The 15,571-nt window shown below is 71.0% G+C and carries 15 protein-coding genes; 8 read left to right on the forward strand and 7 right to left on the reverse strand.

What is annotated here, in order from left to right:
- Positions 1 to 655: 655 nt before the first annotated feature.
- A complete protein-coding gene (gene glgA, locus F0L68_RS08650) occupies positions 656 to 1,804 on the reverse strand; it encodes a glycogen synthase (protein ID WP_149849013.1) in 1,149 nt (382 codons plus the stop codon).
- 134 nt (positions 1,805 to 1,938) lie between these two features.
- Here glgA and glgC point away from each other — a divergent pair, with 134 nt between their 5' ends.
- Positions 1,939 to 3,153 (forward strand): glucose-1-phosphate adenylyltransferase, encoded by a 1,215-nt coding sequence (gene glgC / locus F0L68_RS08655; protein WP_149848956.1) that lies wholly within the window; start codon positions 1,939 to 1,941, stop codon positions 3,151 to 3,153.
- A 166-nt stretch (positions 3,154 to 3,319) separates the two neighbouring features.
- Positions 3,320 to 4,615, forward strand: a complete 1,296-nt coding sequence (locus tag F0L68_RS08660; RefSeq protein ID WP_223198609.1) for an alpha/beta hydrolase family protein — start codon at positions 3,320 to 3,322, stop codon at positions 4,613 to 4,615.
- 74 nt (positions 4,616 to 4,689) lie between these two features.
- On the opposite strand, the gene F0L68_RS08665 is transcribed toward F0L68_RS08660, so the two are convergent.
- Positions 4,690 to 5,340 (reverse strand): O-methyltransferase, encoded by a 651-nt coding sequence (locus tag F0L68_RS08665; RefSeq protein WP_149848957.1) that lies wholly within the window; start codon positions 5,338 to 5,340, stop codon positions 4,690 to 4,692.
- A gap of 256 nt (positions 5,341 to 5,596) precedes the next feature.
- On the opposite strand from F0L68_RS08665, the gene sigE reads away from it, so the two are divergent.
- The 3 genes from sigE (at position 5,597) to F0L68_RS08680 (ending at position 8,675) form a co-directional block, all read left to right on the forward strand.
- On the forward strand, positions 5,597 to 6,220 hold the full coding sequence (gene sigE / locus F0L68_RS08670) for an RNA polymerase sigma factor SigE (protein ID WP_438672257.1): 624 nt from the start codon (positions 5,597 to 5,599) through the stop codon (positions 6,218 to 6,220).
- Positions 6,217 to 6,942 carry a zf-HC2 domain-containing protein gene (locus tag F0L68_RS08675; RefSeq protein ID WP_149848959.1) on the forward strand — a complete coding sequence of 242 codons (726 nt, stop codon included), beginning with the start codon at positions 6,217 to 6,219 and terminating at the stop codon, positions 6,940 to 6,942. The genes sigE and F0L68_RS08675 overlap by 4 nt, the downstream gene beginning before the upstream one ends.
- Before the next feature lie 89 nt (positions 6,943 to 7,031).
- Entirely contained in the window at positions 7,032 to 8,675 is a 1,644-nt protein-coding gene (locus F0L68_RS08680) for a S1C family serine protease (RefSeq protein WP_149848960.1), read from the forward strand.
- Positions 8,676 to 8,783: 108 nt separating this feature from the next.
- Here the strand turns inward: F0L68_RS08680 and F0L68_RS08685 are convergent, their stop codons facing one another.
- Positions 8,784 to 9,929, reverse strand: a complete 1,146-nt coding sequence (locus F0L68_RS08685) for an Mrp/NBP35 family ATP-binding protein (protein ID WP_149848961.1) — start codon at positions 9,927 to 9,929, stop codon at positions 8,784 to 8,786.
- Between the two features lie 190 nt (positions 9,930 to 10,119).
- On the opposite strand from F0L68_RS08685, the gene F0L68_RS08690 reads away from it, so the two are divergent.
- Both F0L68_RS08690 and F0L68_RS08695 read left to right on the forward strand, forming a co-directional pair.
- Complete coding sequence (locus F0L68_RS08690) at positions 10,120 to 10,608, forward strand: MarR family winged helix-turn-helix transcriptional regulator (RefSeq protein ID WP_149848962.1); 489 nt, start codon at positions 10,120 to 10,122, stop codon at positions 10,606 to 10,608.
- Positions 10,605 to 11,018 carry an NUDIX hydrolase gene (locus F0L68_RS08695; RefSeq protein ID WP_149848963.1) on the forward strand — a complete coding sequence of 138 codons (414 nt, stop codon included), beginning with the start codon at positions 10,605 to 10,607 and terminating at the stop codon, positions 11,016 to 11,018. The genes F0L68_RS08690 and F0L68_RS08695 overlap by 4 nt, the downstream gene beginning before the upstream one ends.
- Before the next feature lie 153 nt (positions 11,019 to 11,171).
- Here the strand turns inward: F0L68_RS08695 and F0L68_RS08700 are convergent, their stop codons facing one another.
- Together F0L68_RS08700 and F0L68_RS08705 are read right to left on the reverse strand one after the other, a co-directional pair.
- The gene (locus F0L68_RS08700) at positions 11,172 to 11,735 is read right to left on the reverse strand and encodes a DUF1003 domain-containing protein (protein WP_149848964.1); all 564 of its coding nucleotides are present in this window, start codon (positions 11,733 to 11,735) and stop codon (positions 11,172 to 11,174) included.
- A complete protein-coding gene (locus F0L68_RS08705; RefSeq protein ID WP_149848965.1) occupies positions 11,728 to 13,014 on the reverse strand; it encodes a magnesium transporter MgtE N-terminal domain-containing protein in 1,287 nt (428 codons plus the stop codon). Before F0L68_RS08705 ends, F0L68_RS08700 begins: the two co-directional genes overlap by 8 nt.
- 105 nt (positions 13,015 to 13,119) lie before the next feature.
- Here F0L68_RS08705 and F0L68_RS08710 point away from each other — a divergent pair, with 105 nt between their 5' ends.
- Positions 13,120 to 14,013 (forward strand): PhzF family phenazine biosynthesis protein, encoded by an 894-nt coding sequence (locus F0L68_RS08710; protein WP_149848966.1) that lies wholly within the window; start codon positions 13,120 to 13,122, stop codon positions 14,011 to 14,013.
- 27 nt (positions 14,014 to 14,040) lie between these two features.
- Here F0L68_RS08710 and F0L68_RS08715 read toward each other — a convergent pair whose 3' ends face one another.
- Positions 14,041 to 14,373 (reverse strand): hypothetical protein, encoded by a 333-nt coding sequence (locus F0L68_RS08715; RefSeq protein WP_223198610.1) that lies wholly within the window; start codon positions 14,371 to 14,373, stop codon positions 14,041 to 14,043.
- A gap of 485 nt (positions 14,374 to 14,858) precedes the next feature.
- Positions 14,859 to 15,395 carry a DUF4190 domain-containing protein gene (locus F0L68_RS43420; RefSeq protein WP_223198611.1) on the reverse strand — a complete coding sequence of 179 codons (537 nt, stop codon included), beginning with the start codon at positions 15,393 to 15,395 and terminating at the stop codon, positions 14,859 to 14,861.
- Between the last annotated feature and the right edge of the window lie 176 nt (positions 15,396 to 15,571).

Here is a 15,571-nt window from a genome sequence, read left to right on the forward strand (position 1 = left end):
CTTGTCGTTGTCCGGCAGCACCGCGAGGAAGTCCGGTCCGGCCTTGCCGCTGCGCAGCTTGGCCGGCTCGTCGAGGTGGCCGTCGGTGCGCACGAGCGGCCCGACCGGCGTGCTGAAGTCGCCGCTGGCCGGCACCTGAGGGGGCTCCACCTCCAGGCGCACCGCGCCGCTGGTCTGCCCGATCTGCTTGAGCGGCACGGGAACCCAGTCCGCCGCGAGCGGGCTGCCCGGCACCTGGACCGGGCCGCACCACAGTCGACTGTCCACTTCGGACTCCGCGTCGACGCGGGCGAACCAGCAGCTCACCGGGTTGTCGCCGGTGCGCGCCACGAACCCGTAGTTCAGGGTGTAGCTGAAGTCCCGCTCGGCCTGCGTCTGTAGTGCCTGCGGGTCGACGATCTGTTTGCCGGACATGGTCAACGGCACGGCGGGGTCGCTGCGCGCCGGCGGGGTGGCGCAGCTCGCGACCAGCGCGAGCACCGGGAGCGCGGCCAGTAAGGCGACCGGCCTACGGTGTGACACGGTTGGCCCCCACGGAGTCGGCGACGAAGCAGTCCGCTCTGTAAGAGGCGTTGACCAGGGTCCCCGGTTGCCCGCTCGGGATGGTGACCCGGGTCACGTTTCGGAAAAGTGCTGGTAGAGTGGGAAAAACCGCTCAAACCGAGCGATACACGGCGACCGTCTGCTCGGCGACCGAGGCCCAGGAGAACTCCCGCTCGGCGCGCAGCCTGCCGGCCTCGCCCATCGCCTCAGCGCGGGCAGGGTCGGCGAGCAGCTCGTTCACCGCGTCGGCGAGCCCGGCCTCGTACGCCGGCAGGTCCCGCTCGTCCAGGTGCACCAGCAGACCGGTCTCGCCGTCCTCGACCACCTCGGGAATCCCGCCGACGTCGGAGGCGACCACGGCCGTGCCGCACGCCATCGCCTCGAGGTTCACGATGCCGAGCGGCTCGTACACCGAAGGGCAGACGAACACCGTCGCGCGGCTGAGCACCTGGCGCACCTCGGCAGGCTGGAGCATCCGCTGGACCCAGAACACCCCGGGCCGGGCCGCCGCGAGCGCCGACACCGCGGTCCTGGTCTCCTCGGCGATCTGCGGGGTGTCCGGCGCGCCAGCGCACAGCACGAGCTGGGCGTCGGGGTCGATCCGGTGCGCGGCCGCGATCAGGTGGCCGACGCCCTTCTGCCGGGTGATCCGGCCGACGAACGCCACGATCGGCCGGTCGGGGTCGATGCCGAGCCGCACCAGCGCGTCCGTCTCGGTCACCGGGTGGTAGGCGGCGGTGTCGATGCCGTTGCGGACCACGTGCACCCTGGCCGGGTCCAGCGCGGGGTAGCAGTCCAGCACGTCGGTCCGCATGCCCTCGCTCACCGCGATGATCGCGTCCGCGGCCTCGTACGCGGTGCGCTCCACCCACGAGGACACCCGGTAGCCGCCGCCGAGCTGCTCGGCCTTCCACGGCCTGCGCGGTTCGAGCGAGTGCGCGGTGAGCACGTGCGGCACGCCGTGCAGCAGCTTCGCCAGGTGCCCGGCCATGTTCGCGTACCAGGTGTGCGAGTGCACCAGGTCGACGCCGGCCACCGCGGCGGCCATCTCCAGGTCGACCGAGAGCGTGCGCAGGGCCGCGTTCGCGTGCTCGAGCCCCTGCGCCACGGCGTGCGAGTGCGCGTCGACGCGCGGCCCGCCGAAGCAGTGCACGTCCACCCCGACCAGCTCCCGCAGTCTCGGCACCAGGAAGCCGACGTGGACGCCCGCCCCGCCGTAGGTCTCCGGCGGATACTCGCGAGTCAGCAGCCCGATGCGCACAGCAGCCACGTTAGTGGCCTTCTGCGCCGAATCGCGTACTGCATGCGGCACTCGGGTGAACGCTCCGCCAACCGGAGGTGCGCCCGGCCCCTGTCGGTGGCCGAGGCTGACGTGCCCGGATAGGGTCACATCTCGTGAAGGGGCAGCCGAACGTCCTCGGGATCGTGCTTGCCGGCGGTGAAGGCAAGAGGCTGTGGCCACTGACGGCCGACCGGGCCAAGCCCGCGGTCCCGTTCGGTGGCAACTACCGGCTCGTCGACTTCGTGCTGTCCAACCTCGTCAACGCGGGCTTCGCGCGGCTGTGCGTGCTCACCCAGTACAAGTCCCACTCGCTGGACCGGCACATCTCCACGACCTGGCGGCTGTCCAGCGTGCTCGGGCAGTACATCACCCCGGTGCCGGCGCAGCAGCGGCTCGGCCCGCGCTGGTACACCGGCAGCGCCGACGCGATCTTCCAGTCGCTGAACCTGGTGCACGACGAGAAACCCGACCACATAGCGGTGTTCGGCGCCGACCACGTGTACCGGATGGACCCGGCGCAGATGGTCGCCCAGCACGTCGACAGCGGCGCGGGCGTGACCGTGGCCGGCATCCGGGTGCCGCGCGCGGAGGCCAAGGCGTTCGGCTGCATCGACTCCGACGACCAGGGCAGGATCACCCGCTTCCTGGAGAAGCCGGCCGACCCGCCGCACGTGCCCGGCGACCCCGAGGTCACCTTCGCGTCCATGGGCAACTACGTGTTCACCACCGAGGCGCTGCTCGAGGCGCTGCGCGCGGACGCGGCCAACCCGGACTCCGTGCACGACATGGGCGGCGACATCATTCCGATGCTGGTGGAGGAGAACCGCGCGAACGTCTACGACTTCGACGACAACGAGGTGCCGGGGGCGACCGAGCGGGACCGCGGCTACTGGCGCGACGTCGGGACCCTGGACGCCTACTACGAGGCGCACATGGACCTCGTGTCCGTGCACCCCGTCTTCAACCTCTACAACCAGGCGTGGCCGATCCGCACCGCGACGCCCCCGCTGCCGCCTGCCAAGTTCGTCGCGGGTGGCAGCGCGGAGGACTCGATGGTCGGCCCTGGCTCGATCATCACCGGGTCGGTGCGCAACTCGGTGGTCAGCTCCGACGTGGTGGTCGAGGCCGGCGCGGTCGTGCAGGGCTCGGTGCTGCTGCCCGGCGTGCGGGTCGGCCGCAACGCCGTGGTGCGGCGGGCGATCCTGGACAAGAACGTGGTCGTCGCCGAGGGCGCGCTGATCGGCGTCGACGCCGAACAGGACCGCGAGCGGCACACCGTCAGCGCGGGCGGCGTCGTGGTGCTCGGCAAGGGCGTCCGCGCGGAGTAGACCGGCCCTGCGCACGGAGTGGGCCGACCCTGCGCGTGGTGCGACGTAAGAAGACGTAAGAAAACGCAAGCGGCCGTCCGAACCTGTGCGGCGCGACGAAAGTAGACGGCGGAGTTCGAACCGACGAACGTTGTGGCCGCACCGAGCGCGACACCACGATGGCGCAGTGCGACTGGACAACCGTTCGAACCGGCGCGTGCTGCTCCGCGCCGGGTTGGCTCTCGCTGCCGCGCTCGCCGTGGCCGTGCCGGCGACCGCGGCCGCCAGCACCACCGCCCAGCCGATCCAGATCGCACTGCCGGCGCCGACCGGCGGCCACCAGGTCGGCACCGGCTCGCTGCACCTGGTCGACCAGACCCGCGCCGATCCCTGGCGCCAGGACCGCCGCCGCGAACTGATGGTCACCATCAGCTACCCGTCGCGCCACATGGACTCCGCCCCGCGCGCCGACTGGCTGACCCCGGGGATTGGCTCCGTCGTCCAGGCCCTCGCCGCAGCCGCCCCGCTGAACGTCCCCTCGGGAGCGGTGGACTGGACCGCGACGAAGCGTTGGGCGAGCCAGGACACCCCGGTCGATCGCCGGCACGGCCCGTGGCCCGTGGTGCTGTTCTCGCCGGGATTCGGCGTGCCGAGGGAGCTCGACACGCTGCTGACCGACGACCTGGCCAGCCGCGGCTACGTGGTGGTCTCGATGTCGCACACCTACGAGTCCAGCGGCGTCGAGTTCCCCGGCGGCCGCGTGGAGACCGCGCTGGTGGCCGACAACAAGCCGGAGACGATGAAGACCGCGATCGACGTCAGGGTCGCGGACGCGCGGTTCGTGCTCGACGAGCTGACCCGCCTCAACGCCGGCGCGAACCCCGACGCGGAACACCGGCAGCTGCCACCGGGCCTGCGCGGCGCGCTGGACCTGTCCAGGGTGGGCATGTTCGGCCACTCCTACGGTGGTTACACCTCCGGCGAGACCATGTACCAGGACGGCAGGATCGCCGCAGGCGTCAACCTCGACGGCTCCATGGCGTACGGCTTCGGCACGGACGGCAGCCCGTACCTGCCGGGCGAGGTGACCAAACACGGCCTCGACCGGCCGTTCATGCTGATGGGCTCGACCTACACGGACCCGACGACCGGGCAGAAGGTGCAGCACAGCCACCTGCCCGACGGCGGGGACCGGTCCTGGGCCGACTTCTGGGGCAACCAGCGAGGCTGGAAGCGGGACTTCACGCTGACGCAGGGCGCGCACCACAGCTACACCGACAACCAGGCCGTCCTGCCGCAGCTCGGCTCGCTGATCCCGCAGGCGGTGCGGGAGGTGTTCATCGGCACCGTCGATCCGGCCCGTTCCCTTGCCGCGCAACACGAGTACCTCGCGTCGTTCTTCGACCGCTTCCTGCGCGGCTGCGACAACCACCTGCTCGACGGCCCGTCCCCGAGCTACCCGGAGCTGACCTTCCAGGGTTGACCTTCTGGGGCAGACCCGGCGCCGCGCACACCCATCGCGTAGCCACGACTCGGGAGTCGCGTAGCCGCGCGACCTCAGGACAGCTTGGCCGCGACCAGCAGCCCGTCCCCGAGCGGCAGCAGCACCGGCACCAGCCGGTCGTCGTCCCGGACGCTGCGGGCGACCTCGCGCAGCGCCATCGTCTCGGGGTCCCGGATGCCGGGCTCGGCCACCCGGCCGCCCCACAGCATGTTGTCGAACGCGAGCACGCCGCCCGGCCGCAGCAGCCGGATGCCGTGTTCGAGGTACCTCGGGTACTCGGTCTTGATCGCATCGACGAACACCAGGTCGTAGCCCGCGTCGGTGAGCCTGGGCAGCACGTCCAGCGCCTGGCCCATGATCAGCCTGGTGCGGCCGACCGCGACGCCGGCCTCGGTGAACGCCTGCCGGGCGGCCCGCTGGTTCGCGGGCTCGACGTCGATCGAGGTGAGCACGCCATCCTGGGCCATCCCGCCGAGCAGGCACAGGCCGCTGACCCCGGCCCCCGTCCCGACCTCGACGACGGCCCTGGCCTGCAACGACGCGGCCAGGAACCGCAGCGCGGCACCGCCGCCGGACCCGATCGCCGTGCAGCCGAGGTCGGCGCTCCGCCGCCTCGCCCCCGTGAGCACCTCGTCCTCGGGGAGGTAGTGCTCGACGTAGTCCCGGACCACGTGGGCTCCGGTGCTGGACGGTTCGGGTGTCACAGCTGTGGAGATTAGCGCCGCAGCGGGTGATTCCGGGTGAACCCGCCCTGAAGGGCAGGCAAGCGGGAAACGGTGTGGCGCGCGCCTCAGCACCCGGCCCAATTTCTCAGGTTGCTCTCAGCCCACTCTGAGGGTCGCCATATGGGAGCAGGACACAGTTGCCCCAACGTCACGATTCGCGGTGTCGACAGTCTCAGGAGGGGGAACACCGGAGACCGGGCCCGCGTTGAAGCCGTAGACAGGGCGTTCCCGCCCGTTGGAGGTGCCTTACCGCCCGATGCGCACGCAGCCGACTTCGCCGGCGTCGACCGCCGAGCCCACCATGCCGACCGTCGCTCCCATCGAGACGGCCGACTGGACGCCGCCGTCCTGGGACGAGGTCGTACGCGAACACGCCGACCGGGTGTACCGGCTGGCCTACCGCCTCACCGGTAACCAGCACGACGCCGAGGACCTCACCCAGGAGACCTTCATCAGGGTCTTCCGCTCGCTTGCCTCCTACAAGCCGGGCACCTTCGAGGGCTGGCTGCACCGGATCACCACCAACCTCTTCCTCGACATGGCGCGCCGACGCACCCGGCTGCGCATGGAGGGGCTGCCCGAGGACACCGACCGGCTGGTCGGCGACGACCCGAGCCCGGAGCAGGTCTACTCGGACACCCACCTCGACCCCGACCTCCAGGCCGCGCTGGACGAGCTTCCGCCGGAGTTCCGCGCCGCAGTTGTCCTGTGTGACGTGGAAGGTCTCTCCTACGAGGAGATCGGTGCCACTCTCGACGTAAAACTGGGTACCGTGAGAAGCAGGATCCATCGGGGTCGCCAGGCCCTGAGGGCAGCCTTGGAACGCCGTCGAGAGCTTGCTCGGGAGGACTCTGCATGACCGATCCGCGTGGGTGGAGCCTTCCGGAGCAGCACCTCCTTCCGGACGTGGTGGTCGCCTTCGTCGACGGAGAGCTGTCGCGGGTGGCCCACGGCCGGGCGTCCGCGCATCTCGAACGGTGCCCGTTCTGCGCTGCTGAGGCCCAGTACCAGCAGCAGGCGCGGGCCGCCGTGCGCACGGCGGAGATGCCTTGCGCGCCGGCCAACCTGTTGGACAATCTGCGGGCCATCCCGCAGGAGGCCGAGCTGCCCGGCATGCCGGACGGCCTCGCGGTCACCGAGGACGGCCAGCTCGTCACGGTGCTGCGGCAGGAGGGCGGCGAGCGTCGGGGCAGGTTCGGCTCCGGCCGCGTGCTCGGCGACACGACACCGCTCGGTGACACCGCGCCGCTTGGCGACGGTCCCGCGGTGCTTGGCGGCCAGCGCCGGTTCGGCAGCCGCCGAACCAGGCACGGCGCCGGCGTCGTCGTGTCCGGGCTGATGCTGGGCGCGCTCGCGCTGGTCGCCCCGCACAGCGGCGGGTCGCTGACCGCCGACCAGGCGCCGACCCCGGATCGTTCGGCCGCCGTGCGCGGCGCGGACTCCGACGACCTTGGCAGGGCCAACCGCCGGCAGGACCAGCAGGTCGCCCGGCCAACATCCTCGGTACCGGTGGCCACCCCGGTCGACCTCGTGTCGAGCCCGGCCGCCGGCGGTCGCGCCTTCGCCGTCGCCGCGCGCTGAGCGCCACGCCAGCACGTACGGGGACTTCACCGTGTGGCAGGCAGGCTTAGGCTTCTCCAGGGAGTAGCCATCTTCAGCGACGGGGACCGATGAGCCAGCAGCCGAACCCGATCCAGGGCGAGCCGGGGGAGCCCGTGCCCGGCCAGCCCGTCAGGAGCCAGCAGGGCAACGGCCAGGTGCCCGTCGGCACGCCGGTGTCCGGGGTGGATGACGGAGCGGGCCGACGGTTGCAGCCGCGCCCCCTGGCCAGGCCGGCCGTCGACCCGACGCTGGCGGCGGCCTTCGCCCGTCCGCCTGGCGTCCCCGACGCGTTCGTGCCGAGGCAGCCGCCGCAGTCCGGCCCCAACGGTCTCAACGGCTCCAACGGGTCCGTGCGGTTGGCCCCGCCCCCGCCCGAGGCCCTGGCCACCGCCTTCGGCCGCCCCTACGGCGGCGACGACCTGCGGCTCCAGCGCCCGCCGGGCGAGCAGGACCCGACCATAGAACCCGACATCGAGCCGGTGTTCTGGTCGAGCGAGGCCGCTGGCGACCCGTGGCGCAACCCGGGAGCCGGGACCGTCATCGGCCCGCCCGCCGTCGGCGAGCACGCCGGGGACACCGAACAGGGCGAGGACGCGGCCGCCCGGCCGTCCGGGAAGCTGCTGAGCGTCCCCGAGCTGCTGTTCGGCCGCCGGGTGCGGCCAAGGGCGCTGGTCACGCTGTTCGTGGCCGCGCTGGTGATCGGCGCGGCAGGCGGCCTGGTCGGCTGGGGCATCGCGCGGGGCGGCAACCCGCTGACCGACTCCGGCGTGACGCTGGCGCAGGTCAACCCCGGCAAGGAGCGTCCGGCCGGCTCGGTCGCCGAGATCGCGAAGAAGGTCACGCCGAGCGTGGTGTCCATCGAGCTGAAGGGCAGCCAGCTCAGCGGCGTCGGCTCGGGCATCGTGATCGACGGCAAGGGCTACATCCTCACCAACGACCACGTGGTCGACGTGGCCGCGAAGGACACCAGCGTCAAGATGACGGTGCAGTTCACCGACGGCACCCGCGCCGAGGCGAAGACCGTCGGGCGCGACCCCAAGACGGACCTGGCCGTGGTCAAGGTCGAGGCGAACAACCTCACCGTGATCCAGTTCGGCAACTCCGACAACCTCCAGGCCGGCGACACGGTGATCGCGATCGGTTCCCCGCTCGGCTACGAGAACTCGGTGACCTCGGGCATCGTCAGCGCGCTGCACCGCCCGGTCACGGCGGGCGGCGACGGCGGCTCGCCAGCGGTCACCTACGACGCCATCCAGACCGACGCGGCCATCAACCACGGCAACTCCGGCGGCGCGCTGGTCGACTCGACCGGGGCGTTGGTGGGGATCAACTCGTCGATCATGTCCAGCTCGGCGGACGGCGGCAGCATCGGCCTCGGCTTCGCCATCCCGGTGAACGACGCCAAGCGCATCGCCGAGGTGCTGATCCACAGCGGCCAGGTCAAGCACCCGGACATGGGCGTGAACGCGAAGTCGGCGTCGGCGAACACGGCCGAGGGCGCGCAGGTCGTCAACGTGACCGAGGGCGGCGCCGCGGCGCTGGCGGGGATCAAGGAAGGCGACATCATCACCAAGGTCGGCGACCGGCAGATCCGCAAGGCCCCCGAGCTGACCGTGGCCCAGCGGCAGCACAACATCGGCGACACCGTGCCGGTGCAGCTGGCCCGCGACGGCCGCCAGCTGACCCTCCAGGTGACCCTCAAGTCCGACTGAGCGCTCCGAGCGCTCGGGTCCGAACCTCCCGCTCGGCCGAGTCTCCAGAAGACGACACCGGCCCGGCGCGTCCTGCGCCGGGCCGGTGTGCGTTGTGCCGGGGGAAGGTCAGCGGCCCGCGGGGCTCACCGACAGCAGGCGGCCGGCCAGGCCGCGGGAGCGCGTGGTCAGCTTGGCCGCGACCTGGTTGAGCACCTTCGACGCGGGGGCCTCCGGCTCGGCGAGCACCAGCGGGGTGCCGGCGTCGCCTGCCTCGCGCAGCCGCTGGTCGAGCGGCACCTGGCCGAGCAGCGGCACGTCCGAGCCGATCGCGCGGGTCAGCGAGTCGGCGACGGCCTGGCCGCCACCGGAGCCGAAGACCTCCATCCGCGAGCCGTCCGGCAGCTCCATCCAGGACATGTTCTCCACCACGCCGACGATCCGCTGCCTGGTTTGCAGCGCGATCGAGCCGGCGCGCTCGGCGACCTCGGCCGCGGCCTGCTGCGGCGTGGTGACCACCAGGATCTCGGCGTTGGGCACGAGCTGGGCGACGGAGATCGCCACGTCGCCGGTGCCCGGCGGCAGGTCGAGCAGCAGCACGTCGAGGTCGCCCCAGAACGTGTCGGCGAGGAACTGCTGCAACGCGCGGTGCAGCATCGGCCCGCGCCACACCACCGGGGTGTTGCCAGGGGTGAACATGCCGATCGAGATCAGCTTCACGCCGTGCGCCTGCGGCGGCATCATCATCTTCTCGACCTGGGTCGGTCGGGCGTCCGTGCCGAGCATGCGGGGGATCGAGTGGCCGTAGATGTCGGCGTCGACGACGCCGACCGACAGGCCGCGCTCGGCCATCGCGACGGCGAGGTTCACCGTCACGCTGGACTTGCCGACCCCGCCCTTGCCGGACGCGACGCAGTACACCCTGGTCAGCGAACCCGGCTCGGCAAAGGGAATGCGTGGTTCCTCGACGCCGCCGCGCAGCGACTTGCGCAGCTCGGTCCGCTGCTCGTCGCTCATCACGTCCAGCTCGACGCGCACCCCGCGCACGCCGGACACGGCCGCGACGGCCTCGGTGACGTCCTTGGTGATCCGGTCGCGCATCGGACAGCCCGCCACAGTCAGGTAGATCGCGACGTCCACCGTGCCGTCCTCGGCGATCGCGATGTCCTTCACCATGTTCAGCTCGGTGATGGGCTTGCGGATCTCCGGGTCCTGGACGCGCGACAGCGCCTCGCGGATCGCCTCGGTGGTGGGCTGTGTGCCTGTTGCGGTCACGGGATCGAGCACCGACCTTCGTGGACATGGAGCGACCGGCACGGCCTGGTGCTCCCGGCGCGATCGCTGTGGCGGAACGTCTCGAGACCCATGCTACGGCCGGTGCTCGGGGCGCTTTGCTACTGGCCGGTTCAAAAATCGATGGGGGCACTGCGCAGTCGGCCAAACGCAGTCCGTAACATTGTCCCTCGTGCCGGAAACGGGTAGAGCTCGGTTGCCCACCCGAACCGAGCTGGAAGTGTGGCGATCTTTTCTCCGCGCGCATGCTCGGATCACTCGGAGTCTGGAAACTGAGCTGATTGCGGAACAACGCTTGTCGCTCGCGGCCTACGACGTGCTGGTCCAGCTCGCCGAGACCGAGGAGCGTCGGATGCGGATGACGGAACTGGCGGATGCCGTCCTGTTGTCCAGATCGGGGGTGACCAGGCTGGTCGACCGCCTGGAACGGGCGGGGCTGGTCGGCAGGGAACGGGCCGATCGCGACGGACGGGGAGTCGTCGCGGTGTTGACCCAGCAGGGGATGGACCGGCTGCGAGCCGCAGCGGGCACCCACCTCAGCGGGGTGGCCAAGCACTTCGCCTCGACCTTCGACTCGGACGAACTGGACCTGTTCGGCCGGGCCTGCGAGCGGTTGATGCATGATGCACAGGTGCCGGAACAGAGCAGCGCGGACAGGTGAGCCCGGTCATCCGGGTGGTCGGCCTCGTGCATGTCGAGGACGGTCGCCTCCTGGTGGTGCGGGCGCGTCATCAGGGCGCGTTCTACCTGCCGGGCGGCAAGTTGGAGCCGGGGGAGACCGAGCAGGAGGCGCTGCACCGGGAGGTGCGCGAGGAGCTGCTGGTCGGGATCGTCGACGGTTCGGTGCGGCAGCTCGGTCGCTACCGCGCGCCCGCATACGGCGAGGGCCCGGACACCGTGGTCGACATGGCGTGCTACTTCGGGGTGTTGGACGGTTCGCCGGAGCCCGCCGCCGAGATCGCCGAGCTGACCATGGTCACCGAGGGCGAGTACGCGGCGCACCCCGAGACCGCCCCGGCCATCCGCCTGCTGCTGCGCGACCTGGCCGAGGCCGGCACGGTCCACGCCTGACTCGTCGGCCAAGGGCTGTGCCTGTCCATGCCGCCCGAGCTTGCGGGCCGCGTGGTGCCGCGTGCCGCCCGAGCCTGCTGCCTGTCGGGCCTGGACAACGGGGTTTCCGTCAGCGTGGTTCTGCTGCGCGCTCAGCGTGGTTCTGCGGGGTGCTCAGCGTGGTTCCGCTGGGCGCGAGGTCACGTCGTCCCAACGACGGTCCTCGCGGATGTTGTCGGCCGAGGGCGAGGGTGCGGATCCCTTGCGGCGCTTGATGTTCTGGTCCGCGCGCAGCCTGTCGAGCTCGCTGCGCAGGAAGTCCCTTGTGGCGACCTCGCCGACGGCCAGCCGGAGCGAAGCCAGCTCGCGGGCCAGGAACTCGGTGTCCGCCTTGGTCTGCGCGGCGCGCGTCCGGTCCTCTTCGAGCGAGACGCGGTCCCGGTCGTCCTGACGGTTCTGCGCCAACAGGATCAGCGGAGCCGCGTAGGCGGCCTGCGTGGAGAACGCCAGGTTGAGCAGGATGAACGGGTAGGGATCCCACTGGAGCGAGACGGCGAACAGGTTCAGCACGATCCACACGACGACCAGGAGCGTCTGCCAGAACAGGAACTTGCCGGTGCCGAGGAACCTGGCCAGCCGTTCGGAGAAGCGGCCGAACGCCTCGGGGTCGACGTCGAAGGTCAGCCGGCGTGGTGCGCGCGGCTGGTCCAACCGTCGACGCGGCAGCAGTTCAGGCATCTGCTGGGGTCCTTCCCATGGCAGCTTCGTCGGGATGAAGGCCGCTTTCCCGCCAGTTGTCCGGCAGCAGGTGGTCGAGCACGTCGTCGACGGTGACCGCGCCGAGCAGGTGGTCCTGGTCGTCGACGACCGGCGCGCAGACCAGGTTGTAGGCGGCGAAATACCGGGTGACCTCGCTGAGCGTCGCGTCCGGCGACAGCTTCGCCAGGTCGATGTCGAGCGCGCCGGCGACCAGGTCGGACGGGGGCTCGCGGAGCAGGCGCTGGATGTGCACGCAGCCCAGGTAGCGGCCGGTCGGGGTGGCGGACGGGGAGCGGCAGACGAACACCATGCTCGCCAGGGCGGGGGTGAGGTCGCCGTTGCGCACGCGGGCCAGCGCCTCGGCGATGGTGGCGTCCGGGGTGAGGACCACGGGCTCCGGGGTCATCAGACCGCCTGCGGTGTCGAAGGAGTACTCCAGCAGCCGGCGGACCGGCGCGGACTCCTCGGGCTCCATCAGTTCGAGCAGCCGGTCCTTGTCGATCTCGGGGAGCTCGGCGAGCAGGTCGGCCGCGTCGTCCGGGTCCATCGCCTCGAGGATGTCCGCGGCGCGTTCCTCGTCGAGGTGGGAGATCAGGTCCTTCTGGTCGTCCTCGGGGAGTTCCTCGATGACGTCGGCGAGACGCTCGTCGTCCAGGGCGTCGGCGACCTCGTAGCGGCGCTTGTTGGGCAGGTCGCGCAGGGCGGTGGCGACGTCGACCGCGCGCATCGACTCGAAGACCGCGAGGAGTTGTTGGGCGCCCTGGGGTTCGTCGGAGAGCTGGATCAGGCCGAGGCCGTCGATCTCCTCCCATGGCAGGACCTGGACGGGCCCCCGGCGCCCGAGCCGGCCGGTCCGCTCCCGCACGGCGACGCGGTACAGGCGCCAGTCGCGGGTCCTGGTCGGTTCCATCGCCGCGTCGACCACGACGGCGTTGGCGCCGGAGGCGAGCCGGACGCGGGCGTCCAGTACCTGCCCGACGACCAGGACCTCGTTGGGCCGCTGATGGAAGTGCCGAAGGTTGACCGACCCGGTGGCCAGCGTGACGGCGTTGGGTTCGATGGAGGTGACCCGCAGCATGGGGACGAAGATGCGTCGGCGGGTGGCCAGCTCGATGACCACGCCGAGGACTCTGGGAGCTTGGTGGTCGGCGCGGAGGCCCGCGACCACGTCTCGAAGTTTGCCGATAGACTCGCCGTCCGGCCCGAATACCGGAAGGCCGGCGAGTTGAGCTGCGAAAACCCGGTTCACGGCGGCCACGCGGCAAAGGCTAGTCGGCGGACGGCCATACCACCGAATGCGACCCTCCGGACATAAGGTCAATTTCGCCCGTAGCGGGCAGGTGGGGCGGGTTAGGGTTCGGCGGTGCGACTCGCTGACAGGACCCTCCGGTACGACGTGCTCGACGTGTTCACGGACCGAGCGTTCGAGGGAAATCCGCTCGCCGTGGTGCACGGAGCCGAGGACCTGGCGACAGCCGAGCTGCAAGCGATAGCCAGCGAGTTCAACCTCTCGGAGACGGCCTTTCCGATGTCCCCGACAGGCGGGGCGGAGGGCGCGGCGGACTATCGGCTGCGGATCTTCACGCCGATCGCCGAGCTGCCGTTCGCCGGCCTGCCCAGCATCGGCACGGCATGGCTGCTGGCCAGGGACGGCGTGGTGCCGTTCGGCGCGGTCGTGCAGCAGAGCGCGGGAGGTCTGCACTCGCTGCGGGTGGACGAGCGGAGCGCCGAGCTGACCGGCGGCGAGCCTGCGCTTGGCGAGGTGCTCGATGCCGGTGGCCTGGCGGAGGCGATCGGTTTGACGGAGTCGGACGTCGATCGCTCGGTGCAGCCGAGGGTTGCCGGCTGCGGCATCGACTTCGGCTTCCTCGCGGTCCAAGCCGAGGCGCTGACCCGGGCCGTGCCGGAGGCGTCCGAGATTCGCCGCCACCCGGTGGGGCGAGGGTTGGCCCCGGTTGCCTTCGACCGAGCCACGGGCGAGGCGCGCATGCGGATGTTCCGCGCGGCGGGCGGCGAGGACCCGGCGACCGGCGCGGCCGTGTTGGGGCTCGGCGTGTGGCTGGTCGATCAGGGGCTGTTGCCGGGCGACGGCGAGTCTCGTTGCCAGGTGCGGCAAGGAGTTGAGATGGGTCGACCATCCACATTGGACTGTGTGGTGTTGGCCGAGGATGGCCGGGCCGTGCGTGTTTCGGTGGGTGGGCAGGTTGTTCCGGTGGCCGAGGGGCGCATTCGGGTGCCTCGTGGAAATGTGAACTGAGGCCGCTGTCTCAGGCTTTCGCGGTGACTACGCGAACTCCAGGCGGTACACCGCATCCAGCACCGCGACACCGTTGAGGCGCGCGCCGCGCAGCGCCGTCGCGGTCTCCTCGTCCGGCTCCGTGAGTCGTGCCGTGACGGCAACGTCCAACAGGTGCGAGTGGGTCGTCGGCGAGCGCAGGGTCACCGTGCAGGACACGCCGTCGGTCAGGCCCGGCACGTCCTGGTCGGATCCGGCGGCCAGCCACAGCACGCCACCGCGCCACGCGGTCCACGCGAGTCTCGCCCGCTGCCCAGGCACCGCCACCCACACGGCCGCCGCCTTGCGCAACGCGGTGTCCATCGCCCGCAGGATCTCCACCGGTCCAGCCTGCCACGCGCCTCCGCGCCGACCTACCGGTGTGCTCGGTCAACCGACGAGCGCGAACAGCAGCGTCACGGCCGCGCACATCAGGAGCAGCAGGAGGCCGACGAGCGTCATCGTGACGTAGGTGTTGGGCGGGGACACGACTAGAAAGGTAGCTTTATCGCCGTTCGGGGTAAATGCCCAGCTTTGCTGATCGAACTACTCGTCAGCACTGATCCACTACATATAGTGTCCGATTTGGGTGAGGTCGGGCACATCATGTGGTTCAAAGTTGCATTGCGGGCACTCCGCGAGGTGCTCTGCTCGTCATGCCCATTCGCAACCACCGCGCCGGACGTCGGGGGACCCGGCTCTTTCGCCGCCGCCAGGACGACCTGTTGGAGCGCAGCTTCCGGGACTGTCCGCGGTGCCCTGAGCAGGTGCATGTCTTCGCCGACACGTGCCGCCACTGCGGCACGTCGGTCGACGTCAGCGGCTGACTAGCTGGTCATCGTTGGCGACGTCGGGACGTGCGTGCCGACGTCGTGGATGACGTTCACCGCGGTGGCGAAGAAGACCAGCCCGATGATCATGAACAGCACCCACAGCGCCGTGAACACCGCGCCGACGATGATCCCGGCGGTCGCCAGCCCGTCGCCGTCCTCGCCGGTCCGCTTGATCTGACTCTTGGCGATGAACCCGAACACGAGACCGAGCGGCGCGGCCAGGAACGCGAACACCAGCGCGAGGATCGCCATGGTGTTCGTGGCCCTCGGCGCCTGCGGATACCCGTACCCGGGCGGCGGCGCGTAGTAGCCGGCCTGCGGCTGCTGGTAGTAGCCACCCGAGGGCGGGATCTGCGGCGGCGGGGGCGCGGCGTACGCCGGCTGCTGTGGCGGCGCGGCCGGTTCGTAGGCCGGCGCGGGTTCGTAGGCCGCCGGCTCATAGGTCGGGGGCTCGTAGGCTGCCGGTTCGTACGCTGCGGCTGGTTCGTGCGGCGTTCCCGGGGACGGTTCCGGGGTGTGGTCCTGCGTCATGGCGCAAGCATGACCGCGCGACCCCCGCGCGTCAGTCCGATGTCCGAAAAGTGATCTCGTGTCGGGCCTGCGTCCGACCGCGTGAACGTGTGCACCTTCACACCGCGAACGGCCGTTAACCGGTGGATACTCGCCGGTAACCCACGTGCCGGCAGTGTCCTGCCCGGTATGACGCG

It is taken from the genome of Solihabitans fulvus, assembly GCF_008386585.1.
In the GTDB taxonomy this organism is placed as follows: domain Bacteria; phylum Actinomycetota; class Actinomycetes; order Mycobacteriales; family Pseudonocardiaceae; genus Solihabitans; species Solihabitans fulvus.